Below are 16514 nucleotides of genomic sequence, written 5' to 3' on the forward strand. Positions count from 1 at the left end.
AAAATAACAGGGATGGCGACAAAATATCCCAACCCTTTCGACCGCGGTCGTCCCAACGCTCCCGTGGTCGAACCGCTGGCCGCCGTGAAAGCGTCGGCCAACACCATCACGCACGCGGCCGGCCACAAGAACATGCAGCAGCTGATCCAGCTGCGCTGGATCGCCGTAATCGGCCAGATCACCACCATCGCCGCCGCCTCGCAGCTGCTCGACGTGCAGCTGCCGATGCCGGCCATGCTCAATGTGCTGGCCTGCCTGATCGCCTTCAACATCGCCAGCACCCTGCGCTGGCAGGAAAACCAGTTTGTTTCCAACAACGAACTACTGCTGGCCCTGACGGTGGACGTCGCCAGCCTGACCGCCCAGCTGTACCTGAGCGGCGGCGCCACCAACCCCTTCGTATTCCTCTACCTGCTGCATGTGATCCTGGGCGCGGTGCTGCTGGAGGCCTGGTCGACCTGGACCATCGTCGCCGTCACCGGCGCCTGCATCGCCTGGCTGGCGCTGTTCTCCGAACCGTTGCGCGTGCCGCAGGACCACGAGCGCGGCATCCTCAGCCTGTACGTGCAGGGGATGCTGGTGTGCTTCATCCTCGACGCCGCGCTGCTGGTGATCTTCATCAGCCGCATCACCCGCAATATGCGCACGACCGCCGCCAAGCTGGCCGCCTTGCATCAGCGCGCGGCCGAGGAAGAGCACATCATCCGCATGGGCCTGCTGGCCTCGGGCGCCGCGCACGAGCTGGGCACGCCGCTGGCCACCCTGGCCGTGATCTTGGGCGACTGGAAACACATGCCCGAGTTCAAGGGCAATCCGGTGCTGCTGGAAGAAATCGCCGAGATGCAGACGCAGCTCAAGCGCTGCAAATCCATCGTCAGCGGCATCCTGCTGTCGGCCGGCGAGACGCGCGGCGAATCGTCGGCCGCGACCACCATCAACACCTTCCTCGACGAGGTGGTCGCCGAGTGGCGCATCGGCCGTCCGGTGGTGGCGTTCGAGTTCGAAAACCGCATCGTCCCGGACCTGCCGGTGGTGTCCGATTCAACGCTGAAGCAAATGATCTGCAATGTGCTCGATAATGCGCTGGAGGCGTCGCCGCAGTGGCTGCGCATGGAGGCCTCGCGCGAGGACGACGCGCTGGTGCTGCAGGTGACCGACGCCGGTCCCGGCTTCGCCGAGGCGATGCTGGCGCAATTCGGCAAACCATACAATTCCAGTAAAGGACGGCCGGGCGGAGGGCTCGGGCTGTTCCTCGTGGTGAACGTGGCGCGCACCCTGGGCGGCGCCGTCACCGCCAGCAACCTGCAGCATGGTGGGGCGATGGTGCGGTTGACGCTGCCATTGTCGGCCATTGAAATCAAATCGGAACAAGTTAACCATGAGTACTGAAGAAACTGAAGAACGTTTACTGTTGCTGGTCGAAGACGACGCCGCTTTCGCCCGCACCTTGAGCCGCTCGTTCGAACGGCGCGGCTACAAGGTGTTGCTGGCCGAGAACGTCGACGAGACCAGCGCGGTGCTGGTGGACCACTCGCCCGGCTACGCCGTGGTGGATCTGAAACTGAAGGGCAACTCGTCCGGCCTGGCCTGCGTGCAGATGCTGCACCAGCACGATCCGGAGATGCTGATCGTGGTGCTGACGGGCTTTGCCAGCATCAACACGGCGGTCGAGGCGATCAAGCTGGGCGCGTGCCAGTACCTGGCCAAGCCGTCCAACACCGACGATATCGAGGCGGCGTTCGAGCACGTCGCCGGCTCGGCCGAGCTGGAGCTGACCAACCGGTCGACATCGATCAAAACGCTGGAGTGGGAGCATATCCACACGGTGCTGGCCGAGACCGACTTCAACATCTCGGAGGCGGCGCGCCGGCTCGGCATGCACCGTCGTACCCTGGCGCGCAAGCTGGAAAAGCAGCGGGTGAAATAATGACACAAGCTTCGTTTCCCGGCTTCGAGCCTGAACCGGAACTGACGGACCGGATATTTTTCGCAGTGATGCCGGATGAAGCTTGGCGCGCTGGCGGCTGGCTAGCTAGAGGCATTGGTTGCAAAAGGTTGTCTTTGGTGGCAGACTTGAATCAACCAACTTGTAAAGGTGCTTAGATGGCCATCGCTTTGAAATTATCAGCCGAGCTGCTTGAAATGGCTAAGCCACATGCGGCTGCGGAACACCGTTCGGTACCGAAGCAGATCGAATATTGGGCACGGCTGGGTAAGGCGGTGGACGACAATCCAACATTGCCGCTGCAGTTCATCAAGGATACCTTGCTCGCAGCACAGGAGGCTAAAGCCGGGATGCTTACGCCGTACAAATTCGGCGATTGATGATGCTTGAGGTCCTTGTCACTCCAACCTTTGCAAAAGCCCTCAAAAGGCTGCATCCCAAGCAAAAGATGGTTGTAGACAAGGCCGTAAAGGCTATTGCTACCGATCCTACAATCGGTGAAGAAAAAAAAGGCGACTTGGCCGCAATCTTTGTGCATAGATTCAAGCTTAACAAGCAAGAGGTTTTGCTGGCATATCAGCTTCGTCCCAATAGAATTGCCCCTGTCTCTGTTCTGTTGCTAAGTATCGGATCGCACGAGAATTTTTATACGGAATTGAAACGACAGAATTAACGAAAGTCCTGGAGCCCTGGCGCTGGCTGCTTGTTAAGAGATAAAACCACCATGCTGATCAGACGTTGCGCCGTGCTGTTTGTCGAGCCCCGCGAGGAGCTCGATATCGATTGGTCGTCGCTGTTCGCCGGCGAGAGCGCGCTGGGGGCGACCGGGCGCTGGATCGCGCTGGCGCCGCATCTGGGCGCCGAGGTGGAGATCGGCACCGACGAGATGCTGGCCCTGGGCTGTATCAGCCTGACGTTGTGGCAGGAGCGCGCGGCCTGCGAGCAGAAGTCGTCGGCCGACGTCATCGCGCGTTTGCTCGGACACGGGCTGCTGCTCAGCGATGCGCCCGAATGCGCGACCATGCGCGAGCGTGACGAGGTGCTGCGCTCGCAGCATTGGCGACCTTTGTCGGCCGCCGCGCATATGTTCAGCCGATGGGGCGATATGCGGGTGGACAAGGGCATGCAGTTTCCCAGCTTTGAGGAATTGGTCGAATCGTATGGCAGGCCGCCGGGACCGGCCATCGAACGCGGCCCCGCCATTGACGCGCTGATGCTGCCGGTTCCCGAGCGGGCCGGTTTGGACGAGACGCTGTTCAAACGCTACACCGGCCGTAACTTCGATCCCGGCGCCACGCTGCCGCTGACCACCGCCTCGCGGTTGCTGCAACGCGCCTTCGGGTCGCAGGGGGAGCGTGAGATGGCGCCGGATGCCTTCGTGCTGAAGAAGCTCAGTCCCTCCGCCGGCGGCCTGCATCCGACCGAGGCGTATGTGCTGGCGCAGCGTGTGGAAGGCGTGCCGCCCGGGCTGTATCACTACCACCCGGTGCGGCATGCGCTGGAGCCGCTGGTGGCGATGGACACCCGGCAGACGGCGGAGCTGGCGATGCGCATGGTGGCCGATCAGGACTGGTTTGTCGATGCGCCGATGATGGTGGTGCTGGCGGCGCGCGTGGAGCGCAATTTCTGGAAGTACCGCAATCACGCCAAGGCTTATCGGGCGTTACTGCTGGACGCGGGACATCTGTCGCAGACGTTTTATCTGCTGGCGACGGAGGCTGGCATGCCGGCCTTTGTGACCGCTGCCGTCAACGAGGTGGATATCGAGCGGGCCTTGGGGCTCGATCCGTTGAAGGATATGGTGGTGGCGGTTTGCGGGTGCGGCGCGGCGTCGGGCGCGCAGGATACGGTGGAGATGCGCTACGAGCCGTGATTCGCAGCGTGGTTGCGGACGGTGCATGCATGGCGGATTACGCTTCGCTAATCCGCCCTACGTGGTTATGATGTCGGTTCACTTAGACATCCTCCGCCCATGAAAACTCTTTTTTTGCTGCCGATTGTTTTTTTCGCCGGGTGCGCGTTTGCCGATGCGCCGTCAGTCACCTGGACCAAGCAGGCCAGCGGTGTCGCCGGCCGGTTGCGCGGCGTGAGCGCCGTCGATGACAACGTGGCCTGGGCCAGCGGCGCGGGCAATGCCGTGCTGCGTACCGCCGATGGCGGCGCCACCTGGCGCAGCCTGACACCGCCGGTCGACGCGCAGGCCACGCCGCTCGACTTCCGCGATATCGACGCCGTCGACGCCCACACCGCCTACCTGTTGAGCATTGGGCCTTCCAGCGCTTCGCGCATCTTCAAGACCACCGACGCCGGCGTCACCTGGACGCAGCAGTACGTCAATCCCGATGACAAAGGCTTCCTCGACGCGATGACGTTTTGGGATGCCGACAACGGCCTGGTGATCGGCGATTCGATCGATGGCCGTTTTCAGATTCTGCGCACCGCCGACGGCGGCGCGACATGGAACAAGATTCCCGCCGCCGCGCTGCCGCCGGCGTTGCCGAACGAGGGATCGTTCTCCGCCAGTGGTTCCAATATCGCCATGGTCGGCCGCGACCACGCCTGGATCGCCACCGGCAGCCGGGTGCTGCATACCGGCGATCGCGGCAAGACCTGGAGCGTGGTGCAGGCGCCGCTCGATAGCAGCGCGTCGGCGGGCATCTTCTCCATCACCTTCCGCGACGCGCTGCATGGCGTGATCGTCGGCGGCGACTACAAGCGGGAGGGCGCGGCCGTCAACAACGTCGCCGTCACCGGCGATGGCGGCAAGAGCTGGTCGCTGGTGCGCGAAAAGGGATTGTCCGGTTACCGCTCGGCGGTGAAATATGTGCCCGGCGGTGGGAACGGTGGCGAAAACGCGCTGGTGGCGGTGGGGCCGTCAGGCGCGGATGTGTCGCGGGACGATGGCAAGACGTGGACGCCGTTGGTCTATCCGGCAGCGGTGGCCGGTTTCGACGCGATCAGCTTTGCCGCCGGCCGCAAGACGGCTTGGGCCAGCGGCGATAAGGGAGCACTCGCGCGGGTGAAGTTCGACTGAGGTGCGTCGACCCAGGTGCTTTGACTGCGCGCGGCCGGTGTTCAGCGCTGGCCGGACAGGAAGAATGGAATCGCACCGGCGGCGTTTTCCAGTTTGCCTTTGATCGCGTGGCGATTAGCGGCAATGACCTCCCTGGACGGCAGGCTGCGCATGGCCGGAATTTGGGCGGCGTCGATGCGGATGCCCAGGCCACCGAGCGCGAGCTGCGGGTCGCTCAGGAAGCGCTGGCGGAAGCTGTCGTCGCCGGAGAGTTTGGACAGCAGCAGGTCGAGATCTTGCGGGGAATGCGAGGCCATGTCATTACCTTTCATGTGAGGGGGGGCGGGTTGACGCGTATCAATACGCAAGTCCATGCTAGGACAAAGCATGACCGACCTCAAGAGGTTTCAACATAGCAACATGCTAGTGGCTTTGCCCGGTGTTTTCCCTGGCCGCCGGCGGGCCCGAAGATTGTTTGGCGATCTCGTCGTGCGCGCTGTGCATGACGATCTCGAACGCCTGCTCGAAATTGCTCAATAGCTGCGGTAATGCCGACTCATGCTCTCTGAGACGTTGCTCCAGGGCCGTGGCGGCCTCAAACAGATCGGGCGCGGAAATGTTTCCGGCCGCGCCACGGATCTTGTGCACAAGTTCGGCCGCCCGCGCCAGGTCGCCGGCGTCGATTGCATCATGAATGTGTTGCAAAGTGGCGCCGAAATCCTGCGCGAACAGGCCCAGAAGCCGCGTCAGCAGCGCGCTGTGGCCGCCCAGGCGCTCCAGCGCGGCCTGCATGTCGATGCCCGGACGCGCGTTGGACTGCGCCGCCGGCGCCAGGCCCTGCGCGCGCGGCGCCGGCGTCGTCTCCTGCTCGTCCACCGGCGCGCGCGCGGCGTCGTGCCGCACCCAGGTGGCCAGCACCGCGTAGAGCGTGTCGGGATCGATAGGCTTGGTGACGTAATCGTTCATGTCCATGTCCAGGCATCGCTCGCGGTAGCCGGCCACCGCGTGCGCCGTCATGGCGATGATCGGCAGCGCGGCGTGGCGCTCGTCGGCGCGGATCAGCGCCGTGGCCTGGTAGCCGTCCATGTCGGGCATCTGGATGTCCATCAGCACCGCGTCGTAGCGGCGCGCCTGGACCATGCGCGCCGCCTCGTCGCCGCTGGCGGCCAGGTCGACCCGGACGCCGGCGCGCTGCAAAATTTCACTCGCCACCTGCTGGTTGATGCTATTGTCGTCGACCACCAGCACATGCGCGCCGCGTATGCGTTGGACCGCGAACGAGGGCGTCGCGGGCGCCTTGACGGCGGCTTGTCCGGCGTCCAGCCCGAGCGCCGTCAGGATCGCGCTGCGCAGCAGGTAAGGATTGGCCGGTTTGTCGATGAAAGGCATGCGGCGGGTTTGCGCGGCGGCGTCGGTATCGTGTTCGCGTGCGTAGGCGGTGACCATGAGGATCGCCGGAACGCGCGCCAGTTCCGGGTCGGCGCCGATGCGGTGCAGCGTTTCGATGCCGTCCAGGTCCGGCATGTCGGCGTCGATCAGCAGGATGTCGTAGGGCTCCAGCTGCAGGGCGGCCACCGCCGCCGCGCCCGAGGCCACGGCGCGCGTCCGCAGCCCGAGACCGCCCAGCTGGATCTTGAGCATGTGGCGCGCCGCTTCGCAGTCGTCGACCACCAGCACGCGCTTGCCCAGCACCTGCGCCGGCAGCGGCAGCAGGCGCGGGGTCTGGTCGGCGGCCGGGTGCAGCTGCACCGTGAAACTGAAGCTGCTGCCGACGCCGGGTTCGCTGTCGACCGCGATCACGCCGCCCATCTTGCGCACCAGTTGCTGCGAGATCGCCAGTCCCAGTCCGGTGCCGCCATAGAGCCGCGTGGTGCTGGCGTCGGCCTGGGCGAAGGCCTGGAACAGGCGCGCCTGCTGTTCGCCGCTGATGCCAAGGCCGCTGTCCTCGACCGTGAAGCGCAGCGCGTACGCGCCCGGGGCGACGTCGGCGGCGGCGATGTTCGGGTCCAGTTCCACACGCAGCTCGATGTGGCCGCGCGCGGTGAATTTGAGCGCGTTGCCGACCAGGTTGACCAGGATCTGGCTCAGGCGCAGCGGATCGCCCAGCAGGTTGGCCGGCACGTCCGGGGCCGACCAGATCACCAGTTCCAGCCCCCGTTCGGCGGCGCGCCAGGAGAACAGGTCGGCCAGCTGGTTGAGCGTGTCGGGCAGGTCGAAGGGCAGGGCCTCCAGTTCCAGCTTGCCCGATTCGATCTTCGAGAAGTCCAGCACGTCGTTGATGATCTCGAGCAGGCTTTGTCCGGCACGGCCGATCTTGCGGAAGTAGTCCAGCGGTTGCGGTGGCAGGTCGAGGTGGGTGCCCAGGCCGGCAAAGCCGAGGATGGCGTTCATCGGCGTGCGGATCTCGTGGCTGATGTTGGCCAGGAATTCGCTCTTGGCGCGCGTGGCCGCCTCCGCGTTGGCGCGCGCCTGCTCGATCATGCGCAGCGCCCGCGCCTTCTGGTACGCCGAAACGAATGGTTCCTTCAGCGCCTTGAGCAGATCGAGATCGCTCGCCTCGAACCTGGTCTGGTACTGGTAGTTCTCGAAAATCAGATAGCCCTCGACCTGGCCGTCGATCACCACGCGCACCGCCAGCATCGCGCAGACGTCGCCCGGCAGCGAATTGGGATGGTGGATCTCGAAGATGTCCGGCGCGATCATGGATTCCGGCGGGGCGTAGCGCAGCTCCGCCCGGCGCAGGTCGATGCTGTAGATGTCGGCGGCGGCGTCGATGCGGCCCCAGGCCGCGCGCAACGTCAGTGTCTCCGTGCCGGCTTCGCGCACCAGCGCAAGCGCCGTATCGATGCCCTTGATGACGGTCGATTCCTGCAGGATGGTCTGCAGCAGCGCGTCGAAGTCCAGCTGCTCGTTGATCGATTTGACGATGGCGTTGAGTTTTTCCAGATGCCGGGTGCGCGAGTAGACCAGCGCCTGCAGCGCCTCGCCCTTGTTGTGCAGCTGCCGGACGCGCCAGCGCACCAGCGCCCACGCCAGCAGGCCGGCGGCCAGCAGGTAGCCGGTCCTGGCCCACCAGGTCTGGTGCCAGGCCGGCAGCACCACCACCCGCAACGACAGCTCGTCGACATTCCACAAGCCCTCGCGGTTGCTGCCGCGCAGGCGCAGGCGGTAGGCGCCCGGCGGCAGCCTGTTGTAGCTGGCCACACGGCGGCTGGCGTCGGCCTCGGTCCAGCGGCGGTCGAAGCCTTCCAGTAGGTAGGCGTAGCGGTTGCGCTGCGGCGCGGAGTAGTCCAGCGCCGCCAGCTCCACCTCGAAGCTCTGGGTGTCCGGCGTCAAGGTGAGGGTCGGCCCCTCGGGCGCGCTGAGCTGCTCCGGCGTCAGCGCGCGCTGGTCGACCCGCACGGCGCTGATCACCAGCGGCGGACGGTAGCCCCAGTCGTTCAGGCGCCCGCTGTACACCACCGCCATGCCGGAGGTGGCGCCGAACAGCAGCTCGCGCTCGTTGGTGACGGTGCTGGCGCCGATGAAGAAGGTGCGGAACGCCAGGCCGTCGGCGCGGGCCAGCGCGCGCGCCTTGAGCGTGGTGGCGTCGACCACGGCGATGCTGTCGGAGGTGGCGGCCCAGATGCGGCCGGCGGGGTCCGACTGCAACGCCATGATGGTGCCGGTCGACAGCCCCTCGGCGACGCCGACGCGTTCGAACACCGGCGCGCCCCTGGCGTCGCGGCCCGTCATCACGCAGATGCCGCCGCCGTAGGTGCCCACCCACAGCCTGCCGCGGCCGTCGATCACCAGGGAACTGATGACGGCCTCCGAGAGCGCGGTGGGCAGGGCCGGCGCGGCGTGGATCTGCTCTATATTGCCGCTCCCCGGATCGAGTCGATTGAGGCCGTTGCGGGTGGCGATCCACAGCGCGCCGTCGGCGTCGGGGACCACCGCGTGGATACGGTTGTCGGTCAAGCCGCCGGCTTCCGGCGCGCCCTGGGCGTAGCGCTTGACAGTGCCGGCGGCGACATCGTAGCGCAGCAGCCCGTCGAAAGTGCCCAGCCAGAGCTGGCCGTCGCGTTTGAGGATGGTGCCGATGCGCGGATATCGACTCTCCTGCGGCAGCGCGACGCGCTTGACGGCGCGGCCACCGCCCCGGGTGCGGTACAAACCGAGCTGGGTGCCGATCCAGGCTTCGCCCGGCTCGGCCTCGGCCAGCGCCAGCACCACGCGGTTGGGCAGCGCCGTTTCCGGCTGGTGCGGGTCGGGCCGCAGCGCCGCGCGCCGCGCGCCGTCGGTGGCCACGATGTCGATGCCCTGGTCGGCCAGCGCGATCCATACCTCGCGGCGGCTGTCGGTCATCAGCGCGGTGACCGCCGCCTCCAGCTTGCCCTCGCCGCCGAACACCGAGTCGATGCTCTCGCTGTGCGGATCGTGGATGTCGACGCCGCGCTCCGTGCTGACCCAGATCATGCCGCTGCGGTCGCGCAGCAATGCGGCGGTGCGGTCGTTACTGAGGCTGAGCGGAACGGCCGGCTGGTGCAGTATGCGGTTCGCGCGGCCGGTGGCGGCGTGGTACTCGACGATGCCGCCGCCATAGGTGCCGGCCCACCAGTTACCGGGCGTGCTCTCGGCGAGCGACAGCACCATGTTCGATTCCATGTCCTTGACGCCTTTGAGCGCAAGCAGACGGCCGCGGTCGGCCAGCGGATCGACCGTGCCGACGCCGCTTTTGAGCGTGCCGAAGGCGATCTGCCCCCGGCTGTTTTCACCCAGCGCCATGACGGTGTCGCTCCAGCCACCCTGGCCGGCGGCGCCGACCGGAATAGCGGTGATGGCGCCGCCGGGTTTCATCCGCGCCAGCCCGGTGCCGGTGCCGATCCACAGGTTGCCGGCGCGGTCCACCAGCAGCGCGCGGACCTGGTTGTCCGGCAGGCCGGGCGCCGTTTCGCGGGTATGGCTGGTCACCGTGCCGGAGATGGCGTCGTAGAATTTGAGACCGGCGGGCGTGCCTATCCAGAGATTGCCCTTGGCGTCGCTGGCGATCGCGCTGACCAGGCCCTGGCCCAACTCCTCGTTGAAGCGGACGAAATGCTCCTTGCGATTGTCGTACATCGCCAGGCCGGCGGTGGCGGTGCCGACCCACAGGCGCCCGCGCGCGTCGACGTGCAGCGTTTGAATGAAATCGCCGGGAAGGCTGGTCGGGTCGCCGGCGTTGTGGTGGAAGCTGCGCACGCGGTAACCGTCCCAGCGCGCCAGGCCGCTCTGCGTGCCGATCCAGATGTAGCCGTCGCCATCCTGCGCCAGCGCCATGCCGACCGGATGCGGCAAGCCTTGTTCGAGGCCGAGATGTTCGAACAGCGGGGTGGCCAGTTTGTCCCAGCGCTCGGCGCCGGCCCTGGCGGGGCCGGAAAGCATGGCGCCGGCCAGAAGGCACACGCATGCCGCCGGCGCGAAGGCGACACGGGACAGCGGGACGACACGGCATAGCCGAACCAGCCGAACAAGTCGAACAAGCCGGAAAAGGGCGGCGATACAGGCATGCAGTGATAGGGCGTGGACGTTCAAATCAGGGCACTCTCCCGGCAAGTGATTATCAGCATACGGAATAGCAGGCCGAAAGTCCATGCTTGCGGCGCGAATTCGCGCCCGCTTGTACAATCGCCGTGAGCACGCCGTGAGCATCACTTTACAAGGAACCCCCGCATGAAACCTCAACTCCTGGTGCTGGCCGCCAGCCCGTCGGCCGCCGTCATGGAACAACTGGACGCCCACTTCGAATGCCACCATGCCTGGCGCCAGCCGCGCGAGCTGCAGCCGGAATATATCCGCAGCGTGGCCGCCGGCGTGCGCGGTCTGCTGACCACCGGCGCCATCGGCGTCGGCCCGGCGCTGCTGGACCAGTTGCCGGCGCTGGAAATCGTCGCCGTCAACGGCATCGGCACCGACGCCGTGGCGCTGGAGGCGACGCGCGCGCGCGGCATAGTCGTCACCAACACGCCCGGCGTGCTGACCGACGACGTGGCCGATCTGGCGCTGACGTTGTTGCTGGCGGCGGCGCGGCGCCTGCCCGCGCTGGACCGCTACGTGCGCAGCGGCGCCTGGGAGGCGGGGCAGCCGCTGTCGCCCACGCGCGCCCTGCGCGGCAAGGTCTGCGGCGTGTTCGGTTTCGGCCGCATCGGCCAGGCGGTGGCGGCGCGGGCCGAGGCGTTCGGCATGCGCGCGCTGTATTTCCAGCCGCGCGCGATCGCCGGCGTCGCGCAGGAGCGCAGCGCGTCCCTGCTGGAACTGGCGCGGGCCAGCGACTATCTGGTGGTGTGCGCGCCGGGCGGCGCGGCGACGCGGCATGCGGTGGACGCGCAGGTGCTGGCGGCGCTGGGGCCGGAGGGAACCCTGGTCAATATCGCGCGCGGTTCGCTGGTGGACCAGCAGGCGCTGATCGCGGCCCTGCGCGAGGGCGCGCTGGGGATGGCGGCGCTCGACGTGTTCGACGACGAACCGCGCGTGCCGGCCGCGCTGCGCGAGCTCGATAACGTGGTGCTGGCGCCGCACGTGGGCAGCCTGACGGTGGAGACCCGTCACGCGATGGGGCAGCTGGTGGTGGATAATCTTGTTGCCCACTTCGAGGGACGCGCACTCCTGACGCCCGTCGCATAAAATTGCCTCGAGGTAATTGTGGCGTCATATTCGTCGCGTATAGTGATTAATGTCGGTGTTATAACATTAATTACTCGGAAGAACTGTCGCGATGAAACTCCCTCAATTGAAGACCGGCGCGCGCGTGCTGGCGTCGTTCGCCATGCTGCTGTTGGCGATGGCCTGCATGTCGGCCGTGTCGCTGTGGCGCCTGCAGTCCGCCAACGACACCGCGTCCAATCTGGTCGATGAAAAGCTGGCCAAGCAGCAGTTGACGTCCGAGCTGCTCGGCGTGGCCGAGCTCAATGGCCTGCGGGCGATCTCCATCGCCCGCAGCGACAGCCTCGAAGTGGGCGACATCTTCCAAGCGCAACTGGTCGCCGGCGAGAAGGTGGCGGCGGGCATGGATCGCCGCCTGGCCGCGATGCCGGCCGACGGCGTGGAGCGCGAGCTGCTGCTGGCCGTTGGCGCGAGGCGCGCAGCGTATCTGGCCTTGCGTGCCGACTTGTTCAAGTTGAAGGACAGCGGACGGATACAGGAAGTGAGCGACTTGCTCGACACCCGCCTGGCCGGCGCCTTTGGCGCCTATACCGGCGCGCTGCAAAAACTGCTGGCGTATCAAACGCAGGAGGCCAGGACGATGGCCGCGCTGTCGGCCAGCCAGTATCGAAGCAGCCGCGCGCTGCTGATCGGGCTCGGACTGGCGACCCTGGCGCTGGGCGCGGTGCTGGCGCTGATGCTGACCCGCAGTATCGTGCGTCCGCTGACACGCGCGGTGGCGCTGGCCGAACAGGTCGCGGCCGGCCAACTGCACGTGGTCATCGAGCATGGACGCGGCGACGAGATCGGCCAGCTGTTCGACGCGCTGAGCCACATGACGGGCCGCCTGGCCGACACCGTCGGCCGGGTGCGCGACGGCGCGGTGGCGATCGATTCGGCCTCGCGCGAAATCGCCAACGGCAATATGGATCTGTCGCGCCGCACCGAGCATCAGGCCGGGGCGCTGCAGGAGACCGCGTCGGCGATGGTGCAACTGACGTCGGCGGTGCGCGCAAACAGCGGCAACGCGCGCCAGGCCAATGCGCTGGCCTTGTCGGCGTCGGAGGTCGCGGAAAAGGGCGGCAAGGTGGTGTCGGAGGTGGTGCGGACGATGGCCGGGATCAACGACTACGCGCACAAGATCGTCGACATCACCGGCGTGATCGACAGCATCGCCTTCCAGACCAATATCCTGGCGTTGAACGCCGCCGTCGAAGCGGCGCGCGCGGGCGAGCAGGGTCGCGGCTTCGCGGTGGTCGCTTCCGAAGTGCGCAATCTGGCGCAGCGTTCGGCGGCGGCGGCCAAGCAGATCAAACAACTGATCAACGACTCGGCCGGCCAAATCGCCAGCGGCAGCGCGCTTGCCGAAGACGCCGGCGCGACGATGGACGACATCGTGCTGAGCGTGCGCAAGGTCACCGCCATCATGGCCTCGATCAGCAGCGCCAGCGCCGAGCAGGAACACGGCATCGGCCAGGTGACGACCGCCATCGGCGAGATGGACGGCGTCACGCAGCAAAACGCCGCGCTGGTCGAGGAGGCGGCGGCGGCGGCGGCGGCGATGCAAGCGCAGGCGAAGGAACTGGCGCAACTGGTCGGCTCCTTCAAGATCGACGCCGCCGCGCCAAAGTCACCAATGCCAACGAAATCCAGCGTCCATCGGATCCACGTAGGTCGGATTAGCGCAGCGTAATCCGCCATGCATGCGTCGCGGCGGCCCATGCACCGACCGATATTGCTGTAAACTAACGGAGCTCAGCACTACTAACTATCCCGAACTCCCCATGTCCGCTCTCAAATCCCCCTCCGGCACCCCGCCCATGTTCAATCTGGCGTGGCCGCTGCTGGTCGAACTGGGATTGGCGATAGGCGCCGGCGTGGTCGGCACCGCGCTGGCCTCGCGCATCTCGGACGCCGCCGGCGGCGCCTTCGCGATCGCCAGCCAGGTCTCGGCCACCTTGTTCATCCTGTTTCGCATCATCGGCGCCGGCGTCAGCGTGGTCGTCACGCAAAATCTCGGCGGCGGCCAGCGTGACGCCGCCGACAAGGTCGCGCGCGCGGTGGTCGGCGCCAGCACCTGGCTCGGCGCGGTCGCCGCGCTGGCCGCGCTGGCCGGCGCCAACGGGCTGCTGCATCTGCTCAACGCGCCGCCCGAGGTATTCCCGCTGGCCGCGCCGCTGTTGATGGCGCTAGCGCCGTCGCTGCTGTTCGACGCCTGGAACGCCTCGATGGCCAGCGTGATGCGCGCCCATTTGCGCACCCGCGACACGTTGCTGGTGCTGATCGCCATGCACGTCAGCCACCTGGCGCTGGCCATCCCGCTGATGTACGGCTGGGGACCGCTGCCCGCCATGGGCCTGCCCGGCTTCGCGGTGGCGCTGGCGGTCAGCCGCGCCATCGGCCTGGCCCTGCATCTGTGGCTGTGGCGCATTCATCTCGGCGTCACCCTGGTGCGCAGCGACTGGTGGCGCCTGCCGCGCCGCGAGCTGGCGGCGGTGCTGCATATCGGCCTGCCCGGCGCGGCCGAGAACATCGCCTACCGCCTGGCCTTCATGTTCAGCGTGGCGACGGCGGCGCAACTGGGCGCCACCTCGCTGGCGACCCAGGCCTACGTGCTGCAGTTGATGGGCGGGGTGATGATGTTCAGTATCGCCACCGGCCTGGCGGTGGAAATCGTGGTCGGCTACCTGATCGGCGCGGGCGACCTGCGCGAGGCGCACGCCGTGGTGCGGCGCGCGCTGAAGATCGGCCTGGTGGCGTGCGTGGTGATCGCCGCCGCCGCCGCGCTGGGCGGCCGCTGGCTGCTAGGCTGGTTCACGCAGGACCAGCAGATCGTCGACGCCGGCATCACGCTACTGTGGATCACGGTGCTGCTGGAGCCGGGCCGCACCTTCAACCTGGTGGTGATCAACGCGCTGCGCGCGGCCGGCGACGCCCGTTTCCCGGTGATGGCGGGCGCCTTGTCGATGTTGCTGGTACTGGCCGGCGGCAGCTGGGTGCTGGGCGTGGTGCTGGGCTGGGGCCTGGTCAGCGTGTGGATCGCCTATGTCGCCGACGAATGGATACGCGGCTTGATCATGTGGCACCGCTGGCAAACCCACGCCTGGGTGCCGCACGCGCGGGCGTCGCGCAAGCGGCTGCGGCCCGCGATCGTGGTCGAGGGATGAAAAAACGCCCGGCGCGCGTTTGAGCTGTGGCCGGGCGTCGTATCGCACATCTTTCAGCGCATTTCGTTACTGCACGGTGAGGATCACTTTGACCGTGTCGTCGACCTGCGCTTTCTCGATGTAGCCGATGGCGGTCGGATCGGCCGCCACCGCCTTTTTCACTTCGGCGCTGGAGGCGTATTCCTTCGGCGCGCTGGCCTTGCCGGTGAAGACCAGCTTGGACCAGATGGCCTTGACTTGGGTCGCATCCTTGTCCAGCACCTTTTTATAGAACTCGTTGCGCAGCGCGCCGTCCGTGTGTTCGACGGGCGTGAACAAGGTCGATTTCCCGAGGAAGAACTGGCCGGCCTGTTCGCTGAACATGCGCGTGGCGGGGTTCTTCGGGCTGACGATGACCACGATCTCCGCCGCGAACGAAGGCGCGGCGAACGCGCAGACACCCGCCGCCAGCAGCAGCTTGCCGATAGTCGTTTTCATGTGGTTCTCCTTAGAAGACGAAATCGATGGCGGCGGCGTAGACATTCACCGTGCTGCCGGCAAAGCCGGGCTTGGGGGCGAGGAAGTAGCCGTTGCCGTCACGCGTCTTGACACGGTCCATCTGCACCTTGAACGCCGCCGATTTGTAGAAGTCCCAGCGCAAGCCGATCGCGGTGCTCGATTGCAGGCCCGCCTTGAGCGCGCTGTTCGCGCCGGCCGCCAGCGGCGCCAGCGGACCGGTGGTCGGCAGCGTCGCGAAGCTGCGGATGCTGTCCTGCTTCACGTCCCCGTGCATCACGAACGGTACGAATTTTCCCCAACGGTAGCCCAGCATCACATACCAGGATGTGGTGTCATGCACCAGGCGGGTGTCGGTCTTGCGCTTGGCATATTCGGCCATGCCGATGATGTTGTGGTAGTCCATGCTGATGCCGGCCGAGTTGAAGGTGCCCGTGACGTCGCGCGACGGGATCTGCGCCAGGATGCCGGTCATTTTCAGCGCCGTGAAGGCGGTGGTGAGCGTTTGCACGTTCGGGCTGTCGTTGATGGTCAACTTGGTGCGCGAATGGCCAAGCCGGTAGGTGAACGGCCCGTTTTCAAGCAGCACCTGCGCCGCCATGGCCGGCTTGAAGTCCACTTGCACGCCGTCGTTGAGGCGCACGTTGGCCCTGCCGATCCCGAACTGCGCGGTCACGGTGCTGTCGCCGAACGCGTGCTGGTAGGTGATGTCGCCGCCGTCGGCGCTGTCGAATGGCACCTGGCGATACACCTCGGTCGGCGGGCGAAGCATGGTGTTGGCGTAGCCGACGTTGCGCACGTCCGAGATCATATAGACCGGCAGGCCGACGCGGCCCAGGCGCACGGAAAAGTCGTCGCTCAGCTTGATCTTGGCGAAGGCCCAGGTCAATTCGGCGCCGTAGCTGTCCTCGTCGCCGTATTTGCGCACCAGGCCTTGCGCGGTGAACGAGATGGTGTCGCTCAGTTTGCCGGTGACCTGCAGTCCAAGGTTGGAATCGACGCCGGTGCGCCAGTCCTTGCGCGCGCCGCTGGCCTGGTTGAGGCGTGAAAACTCCGCGTCATCGGTATCGGTCCGCGTCACCGCGCCGGTGCCGAAACCGCTGATGGTGATCGGCGGGCCGTCCTGTGCGTAGGCCGTCGCGCAAAAAGCGCCAAGGATGGCCAGCGCCGTCAGCGATTTCATCGCGGGATTAAAAACTGGGTTGCGAGCTAAAGTGCGGTTTGCAAGCCTCGT

13 protein-coding genes are annotated in these 16514 nt (G+C 66.5%); 9 read left to right on the top strand and 4 right to left on the bottom strand.

Going from position 1 to position 16514, the window contains the following annotated elements:
- The first annotated feature begins 12 nt into the window (after positions 1-12).
- The 6 genes from NHH73_15875 (at position 13) to NHH73_15900 (ending at position 4979) form a co-directional block, all read left to right on the top strand.
- Complete coding sequence (locus NHH73_15875) at positions 13-1389, top strand: ATP-binding protein (protein ID USX24108.1); 1377 nt, start codon at positions 13-15, stop codon at positions 1387-1389.
- A complete protein-coding gene (locus tag NHH73_15880) occupies positions 1379-1927 on the top strand; it encodes a response regulator transcription factor (protein USX24109.1) in 549 nt (182 codons plus the stop codon). The genes NHH73_15875 and NHH73_15880 overlap by 11 nt, the downstream gene beginning before the upstream one ends.
- A 176-nt stretch (positions 1928-2103) precedes the next feature.
- Entirely contained in the window at positions 2104-2325 is a 222-nt protein-coding gene (locus NHH73_15885) for a ParD-like family protein (GenBank protein USX24110.1), read from the top strand.
- Positions 2325-2618, top strand: a complete 294-nt coding sequence (locus NHH73_15890; protein USX24111.1) for a type II toxin-antitoxin system RelE/ParE family toxin — start codon at positions 2325-2327, stop codon at positions 2616-2618. Before NHH73_15885 ends, NHH73_15890 begins: the two co-directional genes overlap by 1 nt.
- Before the next feature lie 51 nt (positions 2619-2669).
- Positions 2670-3818: a putative peptide maturation dehydrogenase gene (locus NHH73_15895; GenBank protein USX24112.1), complete on the top strand. Its 1149-nt coding sequence runs from the start codon at positions 2670-2672 to the stop codon at positions 3816-3818.
- Between the two features lie 99 nt (positions 3819-3917).
- Positions 3918-4979: a hypothetical protein gene (locus NHH73_15900; GenBank protein USX24113.1), complete on the top strand. Its 1062-nt coding sequence runs from the start codon at positions 3918-3920 to the stop codon at positions 4977-4979.
- Positions 4980-5020: 41 nt separating this feature from the next.
- Here the strand turns inward: NHH73_15900 and NHH73_15905 are convergent, their stop codons facing one another.
- Positions 5021-5275 carry an NHLP-related RiPP peptide gene (locus NHH73_15905; GenBank protein USX24114.1) on the bottom strand — a complete coding sequence of 85 codons (255 nt, stop codon included), beginning with the start codon at positions 5273-5275 and terminating at the stop codon, positions 5021-5023.
- A gap of 106 nt (positions 5276-5381) precedes the next feature.
- Positions 5382-10361 carry a response regulator gene (locus NHH73_15910; GenBank protein ID USX24115.1) on the bottom strand — a complete coding sequence of 1660 codons (4980 nt, stop codon included), beginning with the start codon at positions 10359-10361 and terminating at the stop codon, positions 5382-5384.
- 288 nt (positions 10362-10649) lie between these two features.
- Here NHH73_15910 and NHH73_15915 point away from each other — a divergent pair, with 288 nt between their 5' ends.
- From NHH73_15915 to NHH73_15925, 3 genes are all read left to right on the top strand, one after another.
- A complete protein-coding gene (locus tag NHH73_15915) occupies positions 10650-11600 on the top strand; it encodes a 2-hydroxyacid dehydrogenase (protein ID USX24116.1) in 951 nt (316 codons plus the stop codon).
- Positions 11601-11691: 91 nt separating this feature from the next.
- A complete protein-coding gene (locus tag NHH73_15920; protein USX24117.1) occupies positions 11692-13311 on the top strand; it encodes a methyl-accepting chemotaxis protein in 1620 nt (539 codons plus the stop codon).
- Between the two features lie 91 nt (positions 13312-13402).
- Positions 13403-14785: an MATE family efflux transporter gene (locus NHH73_15925; protein ID USX24118.1), complete on the top strand. Its 1383-nt coding sequence runs from the start codon at positions 13403-13405 to the stop codon at positions 14783-14785.
- A 66-nt stretch (positions 14786-14851) separates the two neighbouring features.
- Here NHH73_15925 and NHH73_15930 read toward each other — a convergent pair whose 3' ends face one another.
- Both NHH73_15930 and NHH73_15935 read right to left on the bottom strand, forming a co-directional pair.
- A complete protein-coding gene (locus NHH73_15930) occupies positions 14852-15262 on the bottom strand; it encodes a hypothetical protein (protein USX24119.1) in 411 nt (136 codons plus the stop codon).
- Between the two features lie 10 nt (positions 15263-15272).
- On the bottom strand, positions 15273-16463 hold the full coding sequence (locus NHH73_15935) for a porin (protein ID USX24120.1): 1191 nt from the start codon (positions 16461-16463) through the stop codon (positions 15273-15275).
- Positions 16464-16514: the final 51 nt, after the last annotated feature.

The organism is Oxalobacteraceae bacterium OTU3CINTB1 (assembly GCA_024123955.1).
GTDB lineage: Bacteria > Pseudomonadota > Gammaproteobacteria > Burkholderiales > Burkholderiaceae_D > Rugamonas.

Bases quoted from the DNA above. Each gene is read 5' to 3' on its own strand.
- NHH73_15875 (USX24108.1), top strand. From the start codon at position 13: ATGGCGACAAAATATCCCAACCCTTTCGACCGCGGTCGTCCCAACGCT.
- NHH73_15880 (USX24109.1), top strand. From the start codon at position 1,379: ATGAGTACTGAAGAAACTGAAGAACGTTTACTGTTGCTGGTCGAAGAC.
- NHH73_15885 (USX24110.1), top strand. From the start codon at position 2,104: ATGGCCATCGCTTTGAAATTATCAGCCGAGCTGCTTGAAATGGCTAAG.
- NHH73_15890 (USX24111.1), top strand. From the start codon at position 2,325: ATGATGCTTGAGGTCCTTGTCACTCCAACCTTTGCAAAAGCCCTCAAA.
- NHH73_15895 (USX24112.1), top strand. From the start codon at position 2,670: ATGCTGATCAGACGTTGCGCCGTGCTGTTTGTCGAGCCCCGCGAGGAG.
- NHH73_15900 (USX24113.1), top strand. From the start codon at position 3,918: ATGAAAACTCTTTTTTTGCTGCCGATTGTTTTTTTCGCCGGGTGCGCG.
- NHH73_15905 (USX24114.1), bottom strand. From the start codon at position 5,275: ATGGCCTCGCATTCCCCGCAAGATCTCGACCTGCTGCTGTCCAAACTC.
- NHH73_15910 (USX24115.1), bottom strand. From the start codon at position 10,361: ATGCTTTCCGGCCCCGCCAGGGCCGGCGCCGAGCGCTGGGACAAACTG.
- NHH73_15915 (USX24116.1), top strand. From the start codon at position 10,650: ATGAAACCTCAACTCCTGGTGCTGGCCGCCAGCCCGTCGGCCGCCGTC.
- NHH73_15920 (USX24117.1), top strand. From the start codon at position 11,692: ATGAAACTCCCTCAATTGAAGACCGGCGCGCGCGTGCTGGCGTCGTTC.
- NHH73_15925 (USX24118.1), top strand. From the start codon at position 13,403: ATGTCCGCTCTCAAATCCCCCTCCGGCACCCCGCCCATGTTCAATCTG.
- NHH73_15930 (USX24119.1), bottom strand. From the start codon at position 15,262: ATGAAAACGACTATCGGCAAGCTGCTGCTGGCGGCGGGTGTCTGCGCG.
- NHH73_15935 (USX24120.1), bottom strand. From the start codon at position 16,463: ATGAAATCGCTGACGGCGCTGGCCATCCTTGGCGCTTTTTGCGCGACG.